Origin of the sequence: Streptomyces sp. NPDC001137, assembly GCF_040298885.1 — a bacterium.
GTDB lineage: Bacteria > Actinomycetota > Actinomycetes > Streptomycetales > Streptomycetaceae > Streptomyces.
In genome coordinates, this window is the sequence record NZ_JBEPBA010000002.1 from 465,213 (window position 1) to 486,774 (window position 21,562).

Annotated in this window: 18 protein-coding genes and 1 pseudogene; 15 read left to right on the forward strand and 4 right to left on the reverse strand. The window is 71.3% G+C overall.

Going from position 1 to position 21,562, the window contains the following annotated elements:
- Nucleotides 1–10: 10 nt before the first annotated feature.
- The 7 genes from ABT254_RS05080 (at nucleotide 11) to ABT254_RS05110 (ending at nucleotide 8,859) form a co-directional block, all read left to right on the forward strand.
- Nucleotides 11–688: a FadR/GntR family transcriptional regulator gene (locus tag ABT254_RS05080; RefSeq protein ID WP_351464077.1), complete on the forward strand. Its 678-nt coding sequence runs from the start codon at nucleotides 11–13 to the stop codon at nucleotides 686–688.
- Nucleotides 685–2,121, forward strand: a complete 1,437-nt coding sequence (locus tag ABT254_RS05085; protein ID WP_351463639.1) for an amino acid permease — start codon at nucleotides 685–687, stop codon at nucleotides 2,119–2,121. The genes ABT254_RS05080 and ABT254_RS05085 overlap by 4 nt, the downstream gene beginning before the upstream one ends.
- A gap of 43 nt (nucleotides 2,122–2,164) precedes the next feature.
- Complete coding sequence (locus ABT254_RS05090; RefSeq protein ID WP_351463642.1) at nucleotides 2,165–3,181, forward strand: asparaginase; 1,017 nt, start codon at nucleotides 2,165–2,167, stop codon at nucleotides 3,179–3,181.
- 384 nt (nucleotides 3,182–3,565) lie between these two features.
- Nucleotides 3,566–4,975 carry an aspartate ammonia-lyase gene (aspA, locus tag ABT254_RS05095; RefSeq protein ID WP_351463645.1) on the forward strand — a complete coding sequence of 470 codons (1,410 nt, stop codon included), beginning with the start codon at nucleotides 3,566–3,568 and terminating at the stop codon, nucleotides 4,973–4,975.
- A 45-nt stretch (nucleotides 4,976–5,020) separates the two neighbouring features.
- Entirely contained in the window at nucleotides 5,021–5,950 is a 930-nt protein-coding gene (locus ABT254_RS05100; RefSeq protein WP_351463648.1) for a glutaminase, read from the forward strand.
- Between the two features lie 171 nt (nucleotides 5,951–6,121).
- A complete protein-coding gene (gene mptB, locus ABT254_RS05105) occupies nucleotides 6,122–7,516 on the forward strand; it encodes a polyprenol phosphomannose-dependent alpha 1,6 mannosyltransferase MptB (RefSeq protein ID WP_351463651.1) in 1,395 nt (464 codons plus the stop codon).
- Nucleotides 7,513–8,859: a glycosyltransferase 87 family protein gene (locus ABT254_RS05110; RefSeq protein ID WP_351463654.1), complete on the forward strand. Its 1,347-nt coding sequence runs from the start codon at nucleotides 7,513–7,515 to the stop codon at nucleotides 8,857–8,859. The genes mptB and ABT254_RS05110 overlap by 4 nt, the downstream gene beginning before the upstream one ends.
- Nucleotides 8,860–8,942: 83 nt before the next feature.
- On the opposite strand, the pseudogene ABT254_RS05115 reads toward ABT254_RS05110, so the two are convergent.
- A pseudogene (locus ABT254_RS05115) lies at nucleotides 8,943–9,830 on the reverse strand (D-alanyl-D-alanine carboxypeptidase family protein); the annotation flags it as partial.
- Nucleotides 9,831–10,050: 220 nt separating this feature from the next.
- Here ABT254_RS05115 and ABT254_RS05120 point away from each other — a divergent pair.
- From ABT254_RS05120 to ABT254_RS05135, 4 genes are read left to right on the forward strand one after another with little or no spacing between them, the layout of a single operon-like run.
- Nucleotides 10,051–10,989: an ABC transporter ATP-binding protein gene (locus ABT254_RS05120; RefSeq protein WP_351463657.1), complete on the forward strand. Its 939-nt coding sequence runs from the start codon at nucleotides 10,051–10,053 to the stop codon at nucleotides 10,987–10,989.
- Nucleotides 10,986–11,825, forward strand: a complete 840-nt coding sequence (locus ABT254_RS05125; protein ID WP_351463659.1) for an ABC transporter permease — start codon at nucleotides 10,986–10,988, stop codon at nucleotides 11,823–11,825. Before ABT254_RS05120 ends, ABT254_RS05125 begins: the two co-directional genes overlap by 4 nt.
- Before the next feature lie 23 nt (nucleotides 11,826–11,848).
- On the forward strand, nucleotides 11,849–13,126 hold the full coding sequence (locus ABT254_RS05130) for a sensor histidine kinase (RefSeq protein ID WP_351463662.1): 1,278 nt from the start codon (nucleotides 11,849–11,851) through the stop codon (nucleotides 13,124–13,126).
- A complete protein-coding gene (locus ABT254_RS05135) occupies nucleotides 13,123–13,791 on the forward strand; it encodes a response regulator (RefSeq protein WP_351463665.1) in 669 nt (222 codons plus the stop codon). The genes ABT254_RS05130 and ABT254_RS05135 overlap by 4 nt, the downstream gene beginning before the upstream one ends.
- Nucleotides 13,792–13,874: 83 nt before the next feature.
- On the opposite strand, the gene ABT254_RS05140 is transcribed toward ABT254_RS05135, so the two are convergent.
- On the reverse strand, nucleotides 13,875–14,348 hold the full coding sequence (locus ABT254_RS05140) for a nuclear transport factor 2 family protein (RefSeq protein WP_351463668.1): 474 nt from the start codon (nucleotides 14,346–14,348) through the stop codon (nucleotides 13,875–13,877).
- A 278-nt stretch (nucleotides 14,349–14,626) separates the two neighbouring features.
- Here ABT254_RS05140 and ABT254_RS05145 point away from each other — a divergent pair, with 278 nt between their 5' ends.
- The 3 genes from ABT254_RS05145 to ABT254_RS05155 all read left to right on the forward strand — a co-directional run bounded on the left by ABT254_RS05145 (nucleotide 14,627) and on the right by ABT254_RS05155 (nucleotide 17,924).
- Nucleotides 14,627–15,442 carry an SDR family NAD(P)-dependent oxidoreductase gene (locus tag ABT254_RS05145; protein ID WP_351463671.1) on the forward strand — a complete coding sequence of 272 codons (816 nt, stop codon included), beginning with the start codon at nucleotides 14,627–14,629 and terminating at the stop codon, nucleotides 15,440–15,442.
- Between the two features lie 58 nt (nucleotides 15,443–15,500).
- Nucleotides 15,501–16,745, forward strand: a complete 1,245-nt coding sequence (locus tag ABT254_RS05150; protein ID WP_351463674.1) for a CaiB/BaiF CoA transferase family protein — start codon at nucleotides 15,501–15,503, stop codon at nucleotides 16,743–16,745.
- Between the two features lie 126 nt (nucleotides 16,746–16,871).
- The gene (locus ABT254_RS05155; protein WP_351463677.1) at nucleotides 16,872–17,924 is read left to right on the forward strand and encodes an aldo/keto reductase; all 1,053 of its coding nucleotides are present in this window, start codon (nucleotides 16,872–16,874) and stop codon (nucleotides 17,922–17,924) included.
- Nucleotides 17,925–17,997: 73 nt separating this feature from the next.
- Here ABT254_RS05155 and ABT254_RS05160 read toward each other — a convergent pair whose 3' ends face one another.
- Together ABT254_RS05160 and ABT254_RS05165 are read right to left on the reverse strand one after the other, a co-directional pair.
- Nucleotides 17,998–19,128 (reverse strand): sensor histidine kinase, encoded by a 1,131-nt coding sequence (locus ABT254_RS05160; protein ID WP_351463680.1) that lies wholly within the window; start codon nucleotides 19,126–19,128, stop codon nucleotides 17,998–18,000.
- The gene (locus ABT254_RS05165; RefSeq protein ID WP_351463683.1) at nucleotides 19,121–19,807 is read right to left on the reverse strand and encodes a response regulator transcription factor; all 687 of its coding nucleotides are present in this window, start codon (nucleotides 19,805–19,807) and stop codon (nucleotides 19,121–19,123) included. The genes ABT254_RS05160 and ABT254_RS05165 overlap by 8 nt, the downstream gene beginning before the upstream one ends.
- A gap of 339 nt (nucleotides 19,808–20,146) precedes the next feature.
- Between ABT254_RS05165 and ABT254_RS05170 the strand changes: the two genes are divergently transcribed.
- Nucleotides 20,147–21,559, forward strand: a complete 1,413-nt coding sequence (locus ABT254_RS05170) for an alpha/beta hydrolase (protein ID WP_351463686.1) — start codon at nucleotides 20,147–20,149, stop codon at nucleotides 21,557–21,559.
- The last annotated feature ends 3 nt before the right edge of the window (nucleotides 21,560–21,562 follow it).

The following is a 21,562-nucleotide window of genomic DNA, read 5'->3' on the forward strand; positions in this document are numbered from 1 at the left end:
CATCAGCGCCATGGAGGCGGTCCTGGCACACCTGCGCTCCGCCATCGAGAACGGCGAGTACGCCGTCGGGGACAAGCTGCCCTCCGAGGCGGAGCTGTGCCGCACCCTCGAGGTCAGCCGGCCCGTGCTGCGCGAGGCCCTCAGGGCGCTGCAGACGATGGGCCTGACCGTCTCCAAGACGGGCAAGGGCACCTTCGTCGTGGCCAGCACCGTCGAGGACCCCACCTTCGGCGACTACGCGGCCAGCGACCTGCTGGAGGTGCGCCGCCACGTGGAGATCCCGGTGGCGGGCTACGCGGCCGTGCGCCGCACGCCCGAGGACCTCGACCACCTGGCGCACCTGCTGGAGCGCATGGAGCAGGAGACCGACACCACCTCCTGGGTCGCCCTCGACACGCTGTTCCACCTCGCTGTCGCCCAGGCCGCCCAGAACCCGGTCTTCCGCCGGGTCATCGAGGAGATCCGCGACGCACTGGCGCGTCAGTCGGCCTTCCTCAACGAGCTGGGCGGACGCCGCGAGCAGTCCAACCGCGAGCACCGGGCGATCGTCGAGGCGCTGATGGACGGTTCCGAACTCGACGCGGTGGACGCCATGGCGCACCACCTCGACCGCGTCGAGACGACCCTCACCGACATCGTGCGCCCCGCGCGCACGGACATCCCCACGGAAGGCGGACCCGAGGCGTGAGCGAGCACCTCAAAGAAGAGACGCGCACACCGGCCGCACATGTCGACGCAGGCGACGCCGGCTACAGCAAGTCGCTGAAGTCCCGGCACGTCAACATGATCGCCATCGGCGGCGCGATCGGCACCGGTCTCTTCCTCGGCGCGGGCGGCCGCCTCGCCGACGCCGGCCCCTCCCTGTTCATCGCCTACGCGGTCTGCGGCATCTTCGCCTTCCTGGTGGTGCGCGCCCTCGGCGAACTCGTCCTGTACCGGCCCTCGTCCGGCGCCTTCGTCTCCTACGCCCGGGAGTTCCTGGGCGAGAAGGGCGCCTACACCGCGGGCTGGATGTACTTCCTGAACTGGGCGACCACCGGTATCGCGGACATCACCGCGGTGGCCACCTACACGCACTACTGGGGCATGTTCTCCGACATCCCGCAATGGTTGATCGCATTGATCGCCCTTGCCGTCGTGCTGACGGTCAACCTGATCTCCGTCAAGATCTTCGGTGAGCTGGAGTTCTGGTTCGCCATCGTCAAGGTCAGCGCGCTCGTGATCTTCATGTGCATCGGCATCTACCTGCTGGTCACCCAGCACCCCGTCGACGGCACCCACCCCGGACCGGCCCTGATCACCGACAACGGCGGCGTCTTCCCCAACGGCCTGCTGCCCATGCTGCTGATCATCCAGGGCGTCGTCTTCGCCTACGCCTCCGTCGAGCTGGTGGGCGTCGCCGCGGGGGAGACCCAGAACCCCGAGAAGATCATGCCGAAGGCGATCAACTCGATCATGTGGCGCGTCGGCCTGTTCTACGTCGGCTCGGTCGTCCTGCTGTCCATGCTGCTGCCCTGGAACAAGTACAGCGCCGCCGAGAGCCCCTTCGTGACCGTGCTGTCCAACATCGGCATCCCGGCGGCCGGCGGCGTGATGAACCTCGTCGTCCTCACCGCGGCCATGTCCTCGCTCAACTCCGGCCTGTACTCCACCGGCCGCATCCTGCGCTCCATGGCGATGTCCGGCTCCGCCCCCAAGTTCACCTCGGTGATGAGCCGCAGCCAGGTCCCGTACGGCGGCATCCTGCTCACCAGCGGTATCTGTGTGCTGGGCGTCGGCCTCAACTTCGTGGTCCCGGCGGACGCCTTCGAGATCGTCCTGAACTTCGCGGCGATCGGCATCCTCTCCACCTGGGGCATGATCATGATCTGTCACCTCCTCTTCTGGCAGAAGACCCAGAAGGGCGAGCTGACCCGCCCGAGCTACCGACTGCCGGGCTCCCCCTGGACCGAACTCGTGACGCTGGCTTTCCTGGCCTCCGTCCTGGTCCTCATGTACGCCGACGGAGGCGCCGGCCGCACCACCGTGCTGTGCCTGCCGCTGATCGTCGGAGCGCTCGTCGCAGGCTGGTACGCCATCCGCGGCCGAATGCGGCGCACCTCAGCCAAGGCCGACGCGTAACCCCGGCGCCGGCTCCAGACCACTCAGAAGTGAACAGGCAGTGATGTACAGCAGCTCTCACGCGGACGCCCCCGCGATCCGTGAACCCCTCCACGCGCCCGTCGCACACGTCGTCCGCGGCGGAGTGACCGAGGGCATCCACTACGGCTCCGTGGTCGTCCTGGGGGCGGACGGTGAGGTCGAGTTCCAGCTCGGCGACATCGAGGCCGCCTTCTACCCGCGCTCCTCGCTCAAGCCCGTCCAGGCCGCCGCCATGGTGCGGGCGGGGCTGCCGCTGGAGGGGGCACTGCTCTCGCTCGCCGCCGCCAGCCACTCCGGCGAGGAACGCCACCTCGCCGGGGCCCGGCGGATCCTGGAGCTGGCCGGCGTCACGGAGGACGACCTGCGCAACGTCAAGGACATGCCGTACGACCCGGCGGTCCGCGACACGTGGATACGCGAGGGCCGCGAGCCCTCCCGGCTGGCCCAGAACTGCTCCGGCAAGCACGCGGCCATGCTGTACACCTGCAAGCTCAACGGCTGGTCCCTCGACGGCTACCTCGACCCGCAGCACCCGCTCCAGCAGGCGATCGCCGAGATCGTCGAGGACCTCACCGGGCAGCGCATCGCCCGGGTCACCGTCGACGGATGCGGCGCTCCCCTCTTCTCCATCTCCCTGCACGGCCTCGCCCGGGCCACCGCCCGCATCGCCACGGCGGCCCAGGGCACCCCGGAGGCCCGGGTCGCGGACGCCATGCGCGAACACGCCGAGATGGCCTCCGGCGCCGGCCGTGACGTCGCCGCCCTGATGCGGGCCGTCCCCGGGCTTGTCGCCAAGGACGGCTTCGAGGGCGTGGAGGTCGCCGCACTGCCCGACGGCCGTGCGGTCGCCGTCAAGATCTCCGACGGCGCGAACCGGGCCCGGATCCCCGTCACCGCCGCCGCCCTCGCCCGGGCCGGTGTCGACCCCGCCATCCTCACCCCGTTCGCGGGCGAGACCCTCCTCGGCGGAGGCGAACCGGTCGGCGAGATCCGCCCGGTCCGCGCGCTGGAGCCCCTCACGGTCCGGGCCTGCGCCTGAGAGCCGGTGCCACATTCCCGCCCGGTCGCGCCTTGCCCGGCACACGCCTGGTGACTCCCTCGCTCTCGACTTCGCGCGAGCGGGCGCGCCCCGGCCGCCGAGCGGTGATCCGGCCGGGGATGTGGCACAGGCCCTGACGGCTCCGGTGGCCACCGAGTGTGCGCGGTGGCCGCCGGCGGACCACCCGCGCCGGTCGCGCACCGGCCGGATCGACCCAGCGGGCACGCCACCCGCCGGCCCACGAACCACCGGCCCCGTCACCACCGGGCCGGTGCCTCGACCGGCTCGGGCGGGCGTCACCCCGTACCGCCCGAGCCGGCTCCACCCCACCCCCGACGTCGCCAGCCACCCAACCCTCACGCTCTGAAAGAGGACCCGCACCTCATGACCGCCGCCACCCGCAGCGAACACGACCTGCTCGGAGACCGCGACGTCCCCGCCGACGCCTACTGGGGGGTGCACACCCTTCGCGCCACGGAGAACTTCCCCATCACCGGCACCCCGATCTCCGCCTACCCGCACCTGATCGACGCCCTCGCCGCGGTCAAGGAGGCCGCCGCCCTCGCCAACGAGGAACTGGGCCTGTTGGAGCCGAAGAAGGCCGCCGCCATCGTCCAGGCCTGCCGCGAGATCCGTGCCGGCAGGCTGCACGACCAGTTCGTCGTCGATGTCATACAGGGCGGCGCGGGCACCTCGACCAACATGAACGCCAACGAGGTCGTCGCCAACCGGGCGCTGGAACTGCTGGGCTTCGAGAAGGGCCACTACCAGCACCTGCACCCCAACGAGGACGTCAACCTCGGCCAGTCCACCAATGACGTCTACCCGACCGCCGTCAAGATAGCGACGGTCTTCGCGGTCCGTGGACTGCTCAAGGCGATGTCGGTATTGCAGGATGCTTTCGCCCGCAAGGCCGTTGAGTTCCGTGGCGTGCTCAAGATGGGCCGTACCCAGTTGCAGGACGCGGTGCCGATGACGCTGGGGCAGGAGTTCTCCGCGTATGCGGTCATGATTGACGAGGACCGCAACCGTCTTGACGAGGCCGTCCAGTTGATCCATGAGATCAACCTGGGCGCCACGGCGATCGGCACCGGACTCAATGCACCTGCCGGATATGCCGAGTCGGCCCGCCGTCACCTCGCGGCCATCACCGGGCTGCCGCTGGTCACCGCGGCCAACCTCGTGGAGGCCACCCAGGACTGCGGGGCGTTCGTGCAGATGTCCGGCGTGCTCAAGCGGATCGCCGTCAAGCTCTCCAAGAGCTGCAACGACCTGCGGCTGCTGTCGTCGGGGCCGCGCGCGGGTCTGGGGGAGATCAACCTGCCGCCGGTGCAGGCCGGTTCGTCCATCATGCCCGGCAAGGTCAACCCGGTCATCCCCGAGGTGGTCAACCAGGTCGCCTTCGAGGTGATCGGCAACGATGTGGCCATCACCATGGCCGCCGAGGCCGGACAGCTCCAGCTCAACGCCTTCGAGCCGATCATCCTGCACTCCCTGTCGGAGTCCATCACCCATCTGCGCGCGGCTTGCCTGACCCTCGCCGAGCGGTGCGTGGACGGCATCACCGCCAACGCCGAGGCGCTGCGCAAGTCCGTGGAGGACTCCATCGGCCTGGTCACCGCCCTCAACCCGCACATCGGGTACACGGCGGCCACCGACATCGCCAAGGAGGCCCTCGCCACCGGCCGCGGTGTCGCCGAACTCGTTCTGGAGAAGGGCCTGTTGCCCGCCGAACGCCTCACCGACCTGCTGCGGCCCGAGGTCCTCGCGGGCAGCGGCCCCACCCTCGCCTGAACCACGGCCGCGCGCCAGGACCGACCCGGAGGCACAATAGTGATCATGACAACGACGTCGTCCTACGCCTACCAGCCGGTCCTGGAGCGCATCGCCGAGGAGATCGGGCGCACCCCCGGCCGAGGCCGCCCCGCCGACTACATCCCGGCACTGGCGGCCTGCGACCCGCGCCGCTTCGGCATGGCCGTCGCAGAACTGGACGGCACGGTGTACGGCGTGGGGGACTGGCGAGAGCCGTTCTCCACGCAGTCCCTCACCAAGGTCTTCACCCTCGCCCTCGACCTGGCCCGCGAGGGCGACGAGCTGTGGGAGCACGTGGGCCGCGAACCCTCCGGCAACCCCTTCAACTCCCTGGTCCAGCTGGAGTACGAGAACGGCATCCCGCGCAACCCGTTCATCAACGCGGGCGCCCTCGTCGTCACCGACCGCCTGCAGACCCGTACCGAAGACGCGTCCGGCGAACTGCTGGCCTTCCTGCGCGCGGAGAGCGGCAACCCGGCCCTGGACTTCGACAAGGACGTCGCCGCCTCAGAGGCCGCACACGGCGACCGCAACGCCGCCCTCGCCCATTTCATGGCGTCCTACGGCAACATCGACAACCCGATCCCGGTACTGCTCGACCAGTACTTCCGTCAGTGCTCCCTCACCGCCTCCTGTGCGGACCTCGCCCTCGCCACCGGCTTCCTGGCCCGCCACGGCATCCGCGCCGACGGCAGCCGGCTGCTCTCCCAGAGCCAGGCCAAGCAGGTCAACGCGGTGATGCTGACCTGCGGGACCTACGACGCCGCGGGCGAATTCGCCTACCGCGTGGGCCTGCCCGGCAAGAGCGGTGTCGGCGGCGGCATCATCGCGGTCGTCCCCGGCCGCTGCACCCTGTGCGTGTGGAGCCCCGGCCTCGACGAGCGCGGCAACTCGGTCGCGGGCGTCGCGGCGCTGGACCGCTTCACCACGCTGACCGGCCTGTCGGTGTTCTGAACCGGCCCGGGGTCCTGTGCCGAACCGGCCCAGCACCCCGGTCGGCCCGTCGCTGCCCCGGGGATCGCTGCGGCCGTTCGCTCACGAGCCGGTCACGCGCAGGCCCCCGCCCCGAAGGCGGCGCGTCAATTTCCGGCCACCCGGCGTTGACACGCTTCCCGAGTGTTGGCCATGGCTTTCCCCGTCGATCTCCGCCGCTGTCAGGTGCTGGGCCTGGCCGGCACCGCCTTCCTCGCCCTCGGGGGTGAGACGGCCGGCGCCCTGCCCGTGCGCGATCTGCTGGCGCCGGCAACCGCCCGCGCGGCGCTGGGCCTGGTCGGCGTGTACTTCGGCGTCGTGCTGCTGATCGCCGCCTGGGTGCTGCTCGGGCGGCTCGTGCGCAGCGCCGATGCGCCCACCCCGCGCGAACTGCTGCTCGTGCTCGCCGTCTGGGCGGCCCCGCTGCTGCTGGCCCCGCCGCTGTTCAGCCGGGATGTCTACAGCTACCTCGCGCAGGGTGCCATGGTCGACGCCCACATGGACGTCTACGCATACGGCCCCGCCCAGCTCGGCGGCCCCCTCGCCGACGAGGTCGCCCCGCTGTGGCAGCACACTGGCGCTCCCTACGGCCCGGTGTTCCTCGCCGTCGCCTCCGCACTGTCCGGGCTGACCCGCGGTGAACTGCCCGCCGGACTGGTCGGGATGCGGCTGCTCGCGCTGATCGGCGTGGCACTGATGGCGGCCGCGCTGCCCCGCCTCGCCCGGCACAGCGGCGCCGATCCGGCCGCCGCGCTCTGGCTCGGCGCCCTCAACCCGCTGGTGCTGCTCCACCTGGTCGCCGGTGCCCACAACGACGCCATCATGCTCGGCCTGCTCGGTGTCGGCCTGGTCGCGGCCCTCGGCCGGTGGCCGGTCCTGGGCGCCGTGCTCGTCACCCTCGCGGCCCTCGTCAAGGCGCCCGCCGTGCTCGGGCTCGCCGCGGTCCTCGTCCTTCAGGTGCGGGCCGGCCGCCACCCGGCGAAGGCCGCCGTGTCGACCGCCCTGGCCGCCGCGGCCACCACGGTCGCCGCAACAGCCGCCGCCGGCACGGGATACGGCTGGATAGGCGCCCTCGACACCCCCGTCTCCCCGCACAACTGGGCGCTGACGAGCCTCCTCGGCCGCGCCACCGGAGCCGTGCTGGAACACCTCGGCAGCGACCTCGCCCCCCTCGCCCTGCCGGTCTGGCACCTGCTCGGCCTTGCGATCACCGCGCTCGTCATCGCGGCCATATGGTGGCGGCTGCGCCCCCGCCCGGTCTACGCGCTCGGCCTGAGCCTCGCGGCCGTGGCCGCCTTCGGACCGGCGATCCGCCCCTGGTACGCCCTGTGGGGGCTGTTCCTGATCGCCGCCGCGGCCCCCACCACCTCGGTACGGCACCGGGTGGCGGCCGTGACAGGCGTGCTCGCGCTCGCCACCCTGCCCAGCGGCGGGCCCGTCGACACCGGGCAGCTGATGCTGGCCGTCTCCGGCGGGGCGCTGGCCGTGGTGGTCCTGTGGCAGGTCCACCAGGCGGCCCAGGCGCCCGCGCTGGGAGAAACCGCATGACCCCGCCCCGCACCGACCGCGGCCGACTGCTCCTGGTCCTCGCCCTCGCCACGGCCGTCACCGCCTTCACCGCGACCGTGCCGCTGCTGCGCGACTGGTTCGACCTGCGCGTCTACTACGGCGCCGTCAACACCTGGATCCACCACGGCGGACGGCTCTACGACTACCGGGTGCCGGGCACGGAATACGGCTTCACCTACCCGCCGTTCGCCGCCGTCAGCATGCTGCCCATGGCCCTCGTCGGCCTGGGCACGGCGATCGCCGGATCCCTGCTGCTCAACCTGGCGGCCCTGGCCTGGGTCCTGCACATCCTCACCCAGGGGGCCTGGCGCCGCTACGGCTGGTTCGGCTGCGCCCTGGGCGCGTGCCTGCTCGCCCTGTTCGAACCGCTCCGCGACACCTTCAGCTTCGGCCAGGTCAACCTCCTGCTGCTGGCACTGGTCCTCACCGACGCCTGGCTGCTGACCACCGGGCGGGAGCGCTGGGCAGGCATCGGCATCGGCCTGGCGGCCGCGGTCAAACTCACGCCCGCCCTCTTCATCGGCCTGCTCCTGCTCGCCGGCCGCCGGCGTGCCGCGGCGGTCGCGACGGCCGTCACCGGGGCGGCGACAGGCCTCGCCGCCTGGGTGGCCCCGGACGCCTCCCGGTTCTACTGGACCGAGGCTCTGTGGGACACAAGCCGGGTGGGCCGCCTCGACTACGTCTCCAACCAGTCGCTGCAGGGCATCCTGGCCCGGCTCGGCGTGGCGGACCGAGCGGTGTGGGCGGCGGCCGTCCTGGTCGTCCTCGGCATCTGGGCCCTGCGCACCCGCCGGGCCGTCACCGCCGCCGACTGGCCGGCCGCCTTCGCCCTCACCGGTCTGACCGCCTGCCTCGTCAGCCCCATCACCTGGGTGCACCACCTGGTGTGGCTGCTGCCGTCGTTCGCCGTACTGATCCGCGCCGGGCACGCGCGCGTGACGGGCGTTCTGTACGGGGTGCTGTGCACGAGCGTGGTGTGGCTCTGGTTCCACGACGCGTCCGGCGTCGACGGCTTCCTCGGCAGCAACACCTACACCTGGATCACCCTGGGGCTGCTGCTGTGGCTGCCGGTGGGTCAATTCCGCGCCGACAGCACGCCCTTGCGCCGCAGCACCAGCACCACCGCCCCCGCGCCGAGTGCCACGGCACCCGAGATGACCCCCGCCCTCGGCCACGGTGACCCGCCGTCCGGCGCGACGGCCACGGGCGTGGCGCGCGGCCCCGGGCGGGGCTTGTCCAGCAACGCGTCCAGCGAGCCCACCGGTTCGACCCTCCCCGCCGCCTCGAACCCCCAGTCCAGCAGTTCCCGCGCCTCCTCGTAGACGGTGAAGCCCCCACCCGCCTGAGGGTTCATCACGGTGACCACGAGCGTGCGCCCGCCCCGGCGGGCGGCGGCGACGAGCGTGTTGCCCGCGTCGCCGGTGTAGCCGTTCTTGACGCCGATCAGCCCCGGGTACGGCCGCACACCGTCCGCCCCGGTCAGCAGCCGATTGGTGTTCTCGATCTCGTACGACCAGCCGCCCCCGCCGGGGAACCTCGCCACGGCCGTACCGCAGTACCGGGCGAAGTCCGGATCGCGCAGCCCCGCCCGGCCGAACACCGCCAGGTCGTACGCCGACGACACCTGGCCCGGCGTGTCGTACCCGTCGGGCGAGCGCACCTGCGTGTCGCGGGCCCCCAGCGAACGGGCCCTGGCCTGCATCTGCCCCGCCGTCGTCTGCCAGCCGCCGTTGAGCGAGGCCAGCACGTCCACGGCGTCGTTCCCGGAGTTGAGGAAGACCCCGCGCCACAGATCCGCGATCCGGTACGTCCGCCCCTCGGCGACCCCGACCCTGCTGCTGCCCTCACCGATGTCCTCCAGCTCCTCATCCCGCACCGTGTGCCGGGCGTCCGCCGGCAGCGCAGGCAGCACCGTCAACGCGAACAGCGTCTTCAGCGTGCTGGCAGGCGGCAGTTTGCGGTGGGCATCGTGCGCGGCCAGCACGTCCCCGCTGCGGGCGTCCGCCACCAGCCAGGACAACGCGGACACGTCGGGGATCTCAGGCGCCCCGTGGTGGGGCCGCACCTGAGTGCCCTCGCGATACAGGAACGAGGGATCCGGCAGCGCCGCCCGCGGCACGCCCGGCGGGGTGGGCTCCGCGCGCGCGACGGGCGTGAACGCAAGGACACCCGCCGCGCAGAGCGCGCAGGCGGTGACGGCCGTCCGGGACGAGAAGTGGATGATCACACGATCAACGTAGGAATCGGCCTGCCGTACGCGACGGTGACCGGGCCGGGGGCGGGGCTCCAGCACCCGGATGCCGCAGTGCGGGGCCTGCGCGGCGGCCGGACGACGGCTGCGAACGGGCGGAGCCCGCGAGCGAGGACACCGACGGTAGCGGCGTAGTACCGCGGTACTACGCGCTCAGCCCGGGTCGGCCTCCCGGTACCACGGGATCGGGCGGATCGGCTCCTAGCGTTGCCGGTGAGGCGTCGGAAGCGACGGACGCCGTAAGCCGACAGAGAGAACGCGCATGATCGACGCACGGCAGCTGACCAAGAGATACGGCGACAAGACGGCCGTGGACGCGCTGGACTTCGTCGTGAAACCGGGTACGGTGACAGGCTTCCTGGGCCCCAACGGCGCGGGAAAGTCCACCACCATGCGCATGATCGTCGGACTCGACGCCCCGACGAGCGGCTCCGTCACCGTGAACGGCCACCAATACGCCCGCCACCGGGCCCCGCTCCAGGAGGTCGGGGCCCTGCTGGAGGCGAAGTCGATCCACCCGGGCCGCTCGGCGTACAACCACCTCAGGGCCCTCGCGCTGACCCACGGCATTCCGCGCCGCCGGGTCGACCAGGTCATCGACCTCGCCGGCCTTGCCAGTGTGGCGAAGAAGCGGGCCGGCGCGTTCTCCCTCGGGATGGGCCAGCGACTGGGCATCGCGGCCGCGCTTCTGGGCGATCCACAGACGGTGATGCTGGACGAGCCGGTCAACGGGCTGGACCCGGAGGGCGTCCTCTGGATCCGCAATCTGCTCAAGTCGCTCGCCGACGAGGGCCGCACGGTGTTCGTCTCCTCGCATCTGATGAGCGAGATGGCGCTGGTGGCGGACCATCTCATCATCGTGGGCCGGGGGCGGCTGCTGGCCGACACCACCGTCGGGGAGCTGATCCGCGAGGCGGGCGGCGACACGGTGAAGGTCGCCACCCAGGACCCGGCGCGGCTGCGGGACGTCCTTGCGGGCCCGGGCGTCGACATCACGGGGCGGGTGGGCTCCGAGGAACTGCAGGTGACCGGGCTGAGTGCCCGCAGCATCGGCCTGAAGGCGGCCGAGCACGGGATACCGCTGTTCGAGCTGAGCGCGAGGACGGTGTCCCTGGAGGAGGCGTTCATGGACCTGACCAGGGACGCCGTGGAGTACCACGGCTCCACGACCGGGATCGAGACCCTCGGGAGGCCGGCATGAGCACCCTCACCGCAACCGCCGAAGAACCCCGCACCGCCCCCGCCCGCCCCGCCTACCGGGTGACCGGACGGCGCGTGCTGTCCTCGGAGTGGGCCAAGCTGTGGTCCCTGCGCTCGACCTGGATCACCCTGGGCCTCGGCCTGCTGTTCCTGGTGGCGTTCGGACTGATCGCGGCGAGCCGGTACAAGTCCGGGATCAACTCCGGCCACATGGACCGGGACTTCGCCACTTCGACGGCCGTGAGCCTGTCCCTCTTCGGTACGAACTTCGCCCAGCTGGCCCTGGGAGTCCTCGGCGTGCTGGTCACGGCGGGGGAGTACTCGACCGGCATGATCCGCTCCACTCTCGCGGCGGTGCCCCGCAGGCTGCCCGTGCTGTGGTCCAAGGCGGCCGTGTTCGGGCTGGTCGCCCTTGCGGTGGGGACGCTGGGCGCGTTCGTCGCCTTCCTGTTCGGCAGCGGCATCGTCTCGGGCACACCCGCGGCCATGGGCCTCTCGCACACGGGCGTGCTGCGCAGCCTGCTGGGCGCCGGGCTGTATCTCGGCCTGGTCGGAGTGATCGGCACCGCGCTGGGCGCGCTGCTGCGCTCCGTGGCCGGCGGGATCTCGGTGCTGGTGGCCACCTTCATGCTGATCCCGGGACTGATCTCGCTGCTGCCGAGCTCCTGGCAGGACAACATCAGCCCCTACCTGCCCTCCAACGCGGGAGAGTCGATGTTCGCCCTGACCCACGACTCGACGACCCTGTCACCCGGCGCAGGGCTGCTGGTCTTCCTCTGCTGGACGGCGCTGGCGCTGGGCGGCGCGGCCTACCGGCTCGCACGCAGCGACGTCTGACGCACCATGGACAGGTGACGTCCGTGACCACCGATGACATCAGCGGGATGGGACCGCTGGTCGCCCGCTTGTCCCGGGGCGGCCAGCGGCTCAGGCAGGCCGACCGGAACCGTCCGTGGGTGCTGGACACCGCGGTCGTGGTCCTGGTCTTCCTGATGTTCTGCCTGCCCGACCTGCTGCACGGCGGTGCCGGCGACGGCGACGGCCCGCGCCGCTTCCGGCTCGCCTTCACCCAGCTGCCCCTCGCCGGGACGCTGGCACTCCAGGCCGGACTGGTCCTGCCCCTGCTGTGGCGGCGACGCAGGCCCCTGGCCGCCTTCGGCGTCATCGCCGCGGTGTTCGTTCTGCAGTGGTCCCTGAACGCGGTGCTGCGCGCGGACATCGCCCTGTTCGTCGCCCTGTACAGCCTGGCCCTGCACGGACGGCTGAAGCAGCTGCCGTGGGCCTGCGCCGCCATGGCGGGCGCCATGGTGCTGGTCGCCCTGCGGGTGTCCGCGGCCATGTCCGTCTGGGACGCGCTGTTCTTCCTGCTGAGCACCACCACCGCGGCCCTCGCGCTCGGCCTGATGGTCCGCATCCGCCGGGCCCAGCTGGCCGGACTGCGGGAGCGGGCCGCCCGGCTGGAGATCGAACGGGACCAGCGCAGCAGGCTGGCCACCGCCACCGAACGCACCCGGGTCGCCCGCGAGATGCACGACATCGTCGGCCACAACCTGTCCGTCATCATCACCCTTGCCGACGCCGGCGCCTACGCCAGTGACCTCGCTCCCGAACGCGGCAAGGAAGCCCTCCAGCTCATCGGAGACACCGGCCGCCAGGCCCTGGGCGAGCTGCGGCGCGTACTCGGTGTGCTGCGCGAGGCGGCGGACGGCCCCCAAGCCGGGCCCGAACTCAGCCCGCAGCCCGGCATCGCGGACATCGACGCCCTGTGCGCCAAGGTGCGCGCCGCCGGACTTGAGGTCGTCTACCGGACCTCCGGCGACGTGGACGCCCTCGACAGCGGAGTGCAGCTGACGGCGTACCGCATCGTCCAGGAAGCCCTCACCAACACCCTCAAACACGCCGATGCCCACACCCGGGTGCACCTGGCGATCGTCGAGGCGGACACCCGGCTGACCATCCGGGTCCAGGACACCGGCCCGGCGACACCGCCGGGCCCGCACGAAGAAGGGCACGGACTGGTGGGCATGCGGGAGAGGGCGGCGCTCTACGGCGGCACCGTCAGCGCGGGACCGGCGGGCGGCGGAGGCTGGAGCGTCGAGGCCGTCCTCGACCTCACGCCCCAAGGCGGTGTCCGGTGACCACAGTGCTCGTCGTGGACGACCAGCCGCTGCAACGCTACGGCTTCCGCATCCTCCTGGACTCCGTCGCCGAGACCGAGGTCGTCGGTGAGGCCGCCCACGGCGCCGAGGCCGTCCGCAAGGCCGCCGAACTGCGCCCGGACGTCGTCCTGATGGACATCCGGATGCCCGGCATGGACGGCATCGAGGCCACCCGCCGCATCGTCGCCACCGGCGAGCGTTCGCGCGTCCTCGTGCTCACCACCTTCGACCTCGACGAGTACGTCCACGCCGCCCTGCGCGCCGGGGCCAGCGGCTTCCTCCTCAAGGACGTGCGCCCCGAGGAACTCCTCGCCGGCATCCGTGCCGTCGCGATCGGCGACGCGGTGATCGCGCCCGCGCTCACCCGCCGCCTCCTGGACGAGTTCGCCCAGTACGTGCCCGCGCACCGGGGCGGCCTCGCCGAGGACCCGAGGTTGACCTCCCTCACCGACCGCGAGCGCGAGATCCTCGTAGCCGTCGGCAAGGGCTGGACCAACGGCGAGATCGCCGCGCACTTCGTCCTGTCCGAATCCACCGTCAAAACCCATGTGGGCCGTGTCCTCGCCAAGATCGGCGCCAGGGACCGCATCCAGGCCGTGATCTTCGCCTACGACCTCGGACTCGCCCGACCCCGCACGGACTGAACGGCCCGGGGCCGCAGGCGAGGCCCGGGTCATGACCATCCCCCGGATCAAGAACGTGACGTCGCATTTCACGATGAAGACCGTCAAGCCCCGCCCGTAGTGGGTGCGGGCACCTGTGGAGGGGGACCCTGGGTCCACACCACCCGCAGGCTCGAGGCGCAGATCCGCCACCCCTCGGCCGTCCTGACCAGTTCGGCATCGGCATGCCCGGCGGAGATGAAGACGCCGCCGGTGCCGTCCGCCAGAACGTGGGTGCTCAGCTGGGCGCCCCGCGTGGTGGCCCGATCGCCGTCGATCTCGATGATCGCGTTGGTGCCCATATGCACGGTTCGGTCGAAGAGCGCCATGCCCTGCCGGACCCGGGCCAGCAGAGCATCGCGGCCATGGACGGTGCCGATGGGCATCTCGGCGGTGACGTCTTCGGTGTGGAAGGCGCGAGCCCATTCCTCGTCGAAAACCCCCTCGTCCAGGGAACGCAGGTAGCGGTCCAGCAGATCGGTGATCTCGGCGCGGTCGGTCAGGGTGTGCAGCTGCCGCTGCATCTCTTCGATGTCCATGCCTGAAGGCTCGTCCCTCAAGCGCAGTTGAGGTCAAGGGGGCTGATGGGATGCCGTGATGACCCCGAGTTCTTCTCCTCAGGGGTGGGCGCGTGCTGAGCGGCTGGATGCCCCCCGCATGGTGGACGCCCTGCACGCGCAGAGCGGTGTGCGTCGATTCGACCTGGTCACCCTGCGCTCCGGTATCCACGCCCAGGCAGCCGACCCCGGGGTGACACAGCCGGTCCGCGTAAGATCACGCAGGCCCGATTTCCGGTTGATGAGGAGGCCCAACGGCCATGACGGACAAGCGTGTTGTAGTGGTAACCGGCGGAGGCACCGGCATCGGCGCCGCGACTGCCCGGCTGCTGCGGGCCGCCGGACACGACGTCGTCATCGGTGGCAGACGGCCCGAGCCGCTACAGCGCGTCGCCGACGAAACGGGTGCCCTTCCGCACGTAGCCGATCTCACGGATGCGACCGCCGTGGGTGAGCTCGTCGAGGCCACGGTCTCCCGCTACGGCAGGCTCGACGGACTGGTCCTCAACGCGGGTGTCGGACGCAGCGGCGCGGTGGGAGATCTCTCGGACGAGACATGGGAGTTGGTGATGCGCACCAACCTGACGGGGCCCTTCCTGCTGCTGCGCGCCGCACTCCCGCATCTGCTGGAGACCCGCGGTTCGGTCGTTGCCGTCGCCTCCGTCGCGGCACTGCGCAACGGGGTCGGCAACGCCGCGTACGCCACCTCCAAGGCCGCGCTGCTTCAGCTGTGCCGCTCCTTGGCCGTCGACTACGGCAGCCAGGGTCTGCGCGCCAACACGGTGTGCCCCACCTGGGTGCGCACCGAGATGGCTGATCGTCGTATGGCCCGCTTCGCCGAGGAGTCCGGGCTCGGAGGCGGCGTGGACGAGGCCTACGAAGAAGCGACGAAGCTGGTGCCCGCGGGGCGCCCCGGCGACCCGTCCGAGGTCGCCGAGGCGATTGCCTGGCTGCTCTCGCCCGCGGCGTCGTTCGTCAACGGCGCGGTACTCACGGTGGACGGCGGAGTCTCGGCACGCGACGCGGGAACCCTGGCGTTCGACTTCAGCGTCGAGCGCAGGGACGCTGGTTCCTGACGGGCATCGCTTTCGTGCCGGCGGCCGCCTGAGCGGGACGATCAGAGGAGGAGGGTGCGTGAGCACTCGGGACAACGCACCGGACGGGCCGTCCGGCGTTCGCGGCGCAGCCGGGCGCGGCGCACTGGAGGGTCTGCGCATCGCCGACTTCTCCCGGGTCCTCGCGGGGCCCTACGCCACCATGCTGCTCGCCGATCTCGGCGCCGACGTGGTGAAGGTGGAGCGGCCGGGCACCGGGGACGACACCCGGGCCTGGCAACCCCCGACGGACCGGGACGGCACGTCGACGTACTTCCTGAGCGTCAACCGCAACAAGAGGTCCGTCACCCTGGACCTCACGACCGAGGCGGGCCTGGAGCAGGCCCGTGCCCTGGTCGCCGAGTGCGACGTCCTGGTGGAGAACTTCCGCCCGGGCACGATGGAACGACTCGGGCTCGGGCATCGCGAACTCCTCGCCCGGCACCCGTCGTTGGTCTACTGCTCGATCAGCGGCTTCGGGGCCGGTGCCGGAGCGACGATTCCCGGATACGACCTGCTCGTGCAGGCCGTGGGCGGTCTGATGAGCGTGACCGGGGACCCGGCAGGAGAGCCGACCAAGGCGGGCGTGGCACTCGTCGACGTGATCACCGGGCTGCACGCCACGCTCGGCATCCTTGCCGCCCTCCGGCACCGGGACGCGACCGGGGAAGGGCAGCGCGTCGAGGTCAATCTGCTCGGCTCGCTGCTGTCGGCCATGGTCAACCAGGCGTCCGCGTTCGCCGTCGCCGGTGTGGTTCCGGGGCGCCTCGGCAACGCCCACCCGAGCATCGCGCCGTACGAGACGTTTCCGGCCGCCGATCGTCCCCTCGCGATCGCGGTGGGCAACGACCGGCAGTTCGCGGCGCTCGCCGAGATCGTCGGCGAGCCCGGCCTCGCGCTCGACGACCGCTTCCGCACCAATGCCGATCGGGTCGCCCATCGCACCGAACTGAGGGACATCCTGAGTGAACGGCTGGGCGCCGCGGGCGCGGACCACTGGTCGTCGGTCCTGCTGGCCGCGGGCGTGCCCGCCGGACCGGTCAACACCCTTGACGAGGCCTTCGACTTCGCGCGGAAACTCGGTGTTCCCGGCATCGTCGACATTCCCGCCGCACCTGCCCACGGAGCCGACGGCACACCCTCCCGCCAGATCGCGAACCCCATCGCACTGAGCAGGACACCCGCCCAGTACCGCCTGCCGCCGCCGCACCTGGGACAGCACACCGAGGAAGTTCTCCACCGCAGTGCCACGCAGGCCTCCACGCCGGACGAGTCGGCCACCTGATCGTTCTGACGCGGGCCCCTGTCGTGGGCCGATGAGCGGACGGGTCAGGTCGCCCTTGCGGTCGAGTGCACTCCAAGTCCTAGAGTCACGCTTCCGACCCGCCCCCATCCGCGACGGAGCACCGCAATGCGCTATCGAGTCCTCGGCAAGACCGGCATCGAGGTCAGCACGCACTGCCTCGGCACGATGATGTTCGGTGCCGTCGGCAATCCCGACCACGAGGACAGTGCCCGCATCATCCATGCGGCGCTCGATGCGGGCATCAACTTCGTCGACACCGCCGACATGTACTCGGCCGGCGAATGCGAGGAGATCGTCGGCAAGGCTCTCAAGGGCAGACGCGACGACGTCGTGCTCGCCACCAAGGTGCACTTTCCCCTGGGGGAGGGGCGCAACCGCAGCGGCAACTCGCGCCGCTGGATCCTCAAGGCCGTCGAGGACAGCCTGCGGCGCCTGGACACGGACTGGATCGACGTCTACCAGGTGCACCGCCCCGACCCCACCACCGACATCGAGGAGACGCTGTCCGTCCTCACCGACCTGGTCAGGGCGGGCAAGATCCGGACATTCGGCTGCTCCATGTTCCCCGCCGAGGACCTCGTCGAGGCCGATCATGTGGCGGAGCGGCGCGGACTGATGCGGATGCGTACGGAGCAGCCGCCGTACTCGATCCTCGCGCGCGGTATCGAACGGGCCGTGCTGCCCACCGCGCAGCGCCTCGGCATGGGCGTGCTGACCTGGTCTCCGCTGGCCTCGGGATTCCTGTCCGGCGCCTACCGCGCGGGCCGCCCCGTCGACCTCACCACCGGCCGCGCCAGACTTACCCCGCACCGCTTCGACCCCGAAGCCCCGGGCAACCCGGCGAAGTTCGAGGCCGTCGAGCAACTCGTCGCGCTCGCCGAGGAGATGGGCCGCACCCTGCCGGAACTGGCCGTCGCCTTCCCCCTGGTGCACCCGGGCGTCACATCGGTGATCATCGGTCCGCGCACCATGGACCAGCTCACCTCATTGCTCAAGGGGGCCGATCTGCTGCTCGACGACGCGGTGCTCGACCGTATCGACGAGATCGTGGCGCCCGGCACCGATCTCTATCGGGCCGACGGCGTCTGGCAGCCCCAGTCGCTCACCGAGCCCACCTTGCGCCGCCGCCCGGCCGGGGAGCGGGCGGCCGCGGAGTGACAGAGCCGGACGTGATCGACCTTGCGGTCACGGCCGGGAGTGGTCGGTCACTGGATGACCGCCGGGCGGCGATCTAGTGGGGTCCGCTCGGAGACGAGGACTGCGGTGTGCCGGGAAGTCGAATCGTGACGGCCAGGCCGCCGGTCGGACGGGGTGCGAGGTCGAGGGTGCCGTCGTGGGCCCGGACGATGCTGTGCACGATGGCCAGGCCGAGGCCGACGCCGGCATGTTCGTCGGTGCGTACGCGTTCCGTTCCGCGCTGGAAGGGTTCGGTGAGGGTCGGTACCAGCTCCGGCGGGAGTGGCGGGCCGGTGTTCTCGACCCGCAGCACGCCGACGTCGTGCTGCGTTTCGGTGTGGACCGTCACGGTGCCGTCGGCGGGAAGATTGTGCACGATGGCGTTCTGGACGAGGTTCGTCACCATCCGCAGGATGAGCGCCGCGGAGCCCACGGTCCGTGTCGGCTCGCCGGTGACGTCGAGCGTGATCCGGCGCTTCTCGGCGAGAGGAAGCAGCGTTTCGGCGGCTTCTTCGGCCATGAGGGAGAGATCGACGGGCTCGCGGGTGAAGCTCCTGGCATCGGCGCGGCTGAGCAGCAGAAGGGCCTCGGTGAGGTTGATCGCCCGCGCGTTGACGGTGTGAAGGCGCTCGATGAGTTCACCCTGGTCCCGCGTCGGGTCCTTGCGGGCGGCGTCGAGGAGCGTCTGGGAGATCGCCAGCGGGGTGCGCAGCTCGTGGGAAGCGTTCGCGGCGAACCTCTGCTGCTCGGCGACGTGTGACTCCAATTGTTCGAGCATGGTGTCGAACGTGTCGGCGAGTTCGCGGAACTCGTCCTCGCGGCCCTCCATATGGATCCGGTGCGCCAGCGACCCGCTCGCGGCCATCCGTGCCGCCTCGCCGATCCGGGTCAGTGGTACGAGCATCCGGCCGGCGAGGAACCATCCCCCCAGGAGGCCGAAGACGAGGAGGAAGGCCAGTGCTACGGCTGCGGCGGGCACGAAGCCGCGCAGGGCGTCGGAGCGGTTGAAACCGGTGATGATGACGACGCCGAACTTGTGCTGGATGGCTTTGGGGTCGTCGGTCCGCAGCCAGCGCAGCACGAACACCCACATCACGGCCAGCAGGAGAGCGCCGGCAAGGAGAAGGAATCCGGCGTAGCTGAGGGTGAGTTTCAGCCGGGCGCTGAGCCCGGGGCGTCTATTCATGCGTGCCGCCGGGTGGGGTGCCGGTGTCGATGCGGTAGCCGACGCCGGGCACCGTGGCGATGAGCCATGGTTCCCCCAGTCGTTTGCGCAGGGCGGAGACGGTGATCCGGACGGCGTTGGTGAAGGGGTCGGCGTTGTTGTCCCAGGCCCGCTCCAGCAGCTCTTCGGCGCTGACGACACCGCCTTCGGCGGCGACGAGGACCTCGAGCACCGCGAACTGTTTACGGGTGAGCGCGACATAGCGTCCGTCGCGGAAGACCTCCCGGCGGAAGGGGTCCAGCCGCAGGCCCGCGATCTCGCGGACCGGGGGCCGGGCGTGCGCGCGTCTGCGGTCGAGTGCCCGCAGCCGCATGACCAGCTCTCTCAGCTCGAACGGTTTGGTGAGGTAGTCGTCGGCACCGAGCGCGAAGCCGGACGCCTTGTCGTCGATCCGGTCGGCGGCGGTGAGCATGAGGATCGGGATACCGCTGCCGGAAGCGACGATGCGGCGGGCGACCTCGTCACCGGACGGGCCGGGGATGTCCCGGTCGAGGACCGCGAGGTCGTAGGAGTGGACGCTGAGCAGCTCCAGGGCGGAGTCGCCGTCGCCGGCGATGTCGGCGGCGATCGCCTCCAGCCGCAGACCGTCACGGACGGCTTCGGCCAGGTAGGGCTCGTCCTCCACGATCAGCACACGCATAGGTGCAGCCTAGGCAGCGGAACATATCGCCGCCGTATGCAACGACTCGCCGTTCTTGGCGCCGGAGTTGGTGAACCCGGCGGTGCTCTGCCAATTCGGGGGATGGTTGCCGGCATGGCACCGGATGCGCACCTTGTGAGGGGCAGGAAAATTGCCCCGGTACGGGATTCTCCGAGGTGAATGGCCCTGCCACCCATGACGACCTGGCAAGGTTGTGCATTCCATTGACGGCAGCGAAAAAAGAGCCCTACATTCCTCGACGTGTTCGCTCAGTGCACTGAGCATCTTCTCCGGCCCCGCCCGCCCCGCACGCCCGCACTCGCCCCGAGGAGCCGCACCATGCCCGCCGGAACCCGCACCCGCATTCCCCGCACTCGTCTGCGCATCGCCCTGACCGCCCTGGTCACGCTGGCGTCCGCGGCGCTCACCACCCTGCCCGCCCCGGCCGCGCAGGCGGACACCCCGGCCACCACCCACCTCACCGGCACCCTCGCCGACGGCGCCACCTGGATCGCGGACGTACCCGACCGCTGGAACGGCACCCTGCTGCTGTTCAGCCACGGCTTCGGCCCCACCGTCGCCAGGGACGCCCCCACCGACGCCGTGCGCACCGAGCTGCTCGCCGAGGGCTACGCCATGGCCGGTTCGTCGTACGACCCCCACGGCTCGATGTGGGCACTGAGCAGCGCCGAACGCGACCAGTTCGCCACGCTCGGCGCCGTCACCGCGAAAGTCGGGACCCCCCGGCGCACTCTGGCCATCGGCCAGTCCATGGGAGGACTCGTCAACGCGCAGCTCGCCCGCGACGGCGGCGGGCGCATCGACGGCGCGCTCGGTCAGTGCGGACTGGTCGCGGGCGGCACGGATCTGGACAACTACCAGCTGGACGCCGAGTACACCATCGCCCGCCTGCTGCTGCCCGGTCAGGACGTGAAACTCGTGCGGTTCGGCACGTCCGCCGAGGCGTCCGCCACCGCCGACCTGCTCACCAAGGCGGTCACCACCGCGCAGTCCACCCCGCAGGGCCGGGCCCGGACCGCGCTGGCCGCCGCCTTCCTCAACCTACCCGCCTGGTCGCCCGGCAAGGACCGGCCCGCCGCGACCGACTGGGCGGGCCAGGAAGAGCAGCAGTACGACTGGTTCGCGCAGGGCATCCTGTCCTTCGTCGAGGGCGGCCGGTATGCCGTCGAGCAGTCGGTCGGCGGCAACAACTCCTGGAACCGGGGCGTGGATTACGCCCGTCTGCTGGACGGCTCGGAACATGCGTCTCAAGTGCGTGCGCTCTACGGGGCAGCCGGTCTCGATCTGCATGCCGAACTGCGCACGCTGACCGAGGGCGCCACGATCAACGCCGACCCCGCCGCCGTCGGCACCGCGCAGCGGACCTCCTCCGCGGGCCAGGGCCTCGAGGTGCCCCTGCTCGACGTGCACACCACCGCCGACAACCTGGTCCCGGTGGAGCAGGAGAACCGCTTCGCCGCCCGCGTGCGCGCCTCCGGCGACGGCGCGCTGCTACGACAGGCGTACGTCGAGCGGCAGGGCCACTGCGCGTTCACGACCGCCGAGACCGTGGCCGCCCTGCACGCTCTCGAACACCGCGTCAGCACCGGTCGCTGGGACGACGCAGCGACCCCGGAAGCGCTCCAGCGGTCCGCCACGGAACTCGGTCTGGACGGAGCGGCCTACGTCCCCTACCGCCCGGCCCCACTGACGGTCGGCCGCGACCGCCCGGCGCACCCCACCGGCCGCTGACGT

Coding starts and splice junctions, on each gene's coding strand:
- ABT254_RS05165 (WP_351463683.1), bottom strand. CDS start 19,807: ATGCGTGTGCTGATCGTGGAGGACGAGCCCTACCTGGCCGAAGCCGTC.
- ABT254_RS05145 (WP_351463671.1), top strand. CDS start 14,627: ATGACGGACAAGCGTGTTGTAGTGGTAACCGGCGGAGGCACCGGCATC.
- ABT254_RS05160 (WP_351463680.1), bottom strand. CDS start 19,128: ATGAATAGACGCCCCGGGCTCAGCGCCCGGCTGAAACTCACCCTCAGC.
- aspA (WP_351463645.1), top strand. CDS start 3,566: ATGACCGCCGCCACCCGCAGCGAACACGACCTGCTCGGAGACCGCGAC.
- ABT254_RS05140 (WP_351463668.1), bottom strand. CDS start 14,348: ATGGACATCGAAGAGATGCAGCGGCAGCTGCACACCCTGACCGACCGC.
- ABT254_RS05125 (WP_351463659.1), top strand. CDS start 10,986: ATGAGCACCCTCACCGCAACCGCCGAAGAACCCCGCACCGCCCCCGCC.
- ABT254_RS05170 (WP_351463686.1), top strand. CDS start 20,147: ATGCCCGCCGGAACCCGCACCCGCATTCCCCGCACTCGTCTGCGCATC.
- ABT254_RS05090 (WP_351463642.1), top strand. CDS start 2,165: ATGTACAGCAGCTCTCACGCGGACGCCCCCGCGATCCGTGAACCCCTC.
- ABT254_RS05120 (WP_351463657.1), top strand. CDS start 10,051: ATGATCGACGCACGGCAGCTGACCAAGAGATACGGCGACAAGACGGCC.
- mptB (WP_351463651.1), top strand. CDS start 6,122: ATGGCTTTCCCCGTCGATCTCCGCCGCTGTCAGGTGCTGGGCCTGGCC.
- ABT254_RS05155 (WP_351463677.1), top strand. CDS start 16,872: ATGCGCTATCGAGTCCTCGGCAAGACCGGCATCGAGGTCAGCACGCAC.
- ABT254_RS05100 (WP_351463648.1), top strand. CDS start 5,021: ATGACAACGACGTCGTCCTACGCCTACCAGCCGGTCCTGGAGCGCATC.
- ABT254_RS05080 (WP_351464077.1), top strand. CDS start 11: ATGGAGGCGGTCCTGGCACACCTGCGCTCCGCCATCGAGAACGGCGAG.
- ABT254_RS05110 (WP_351463654.1), top strand. CDS start 7,513: ATGACCCCGCCCCGCACCGACCGCGGCCGACTGCTCCTGGTCCTCGCC.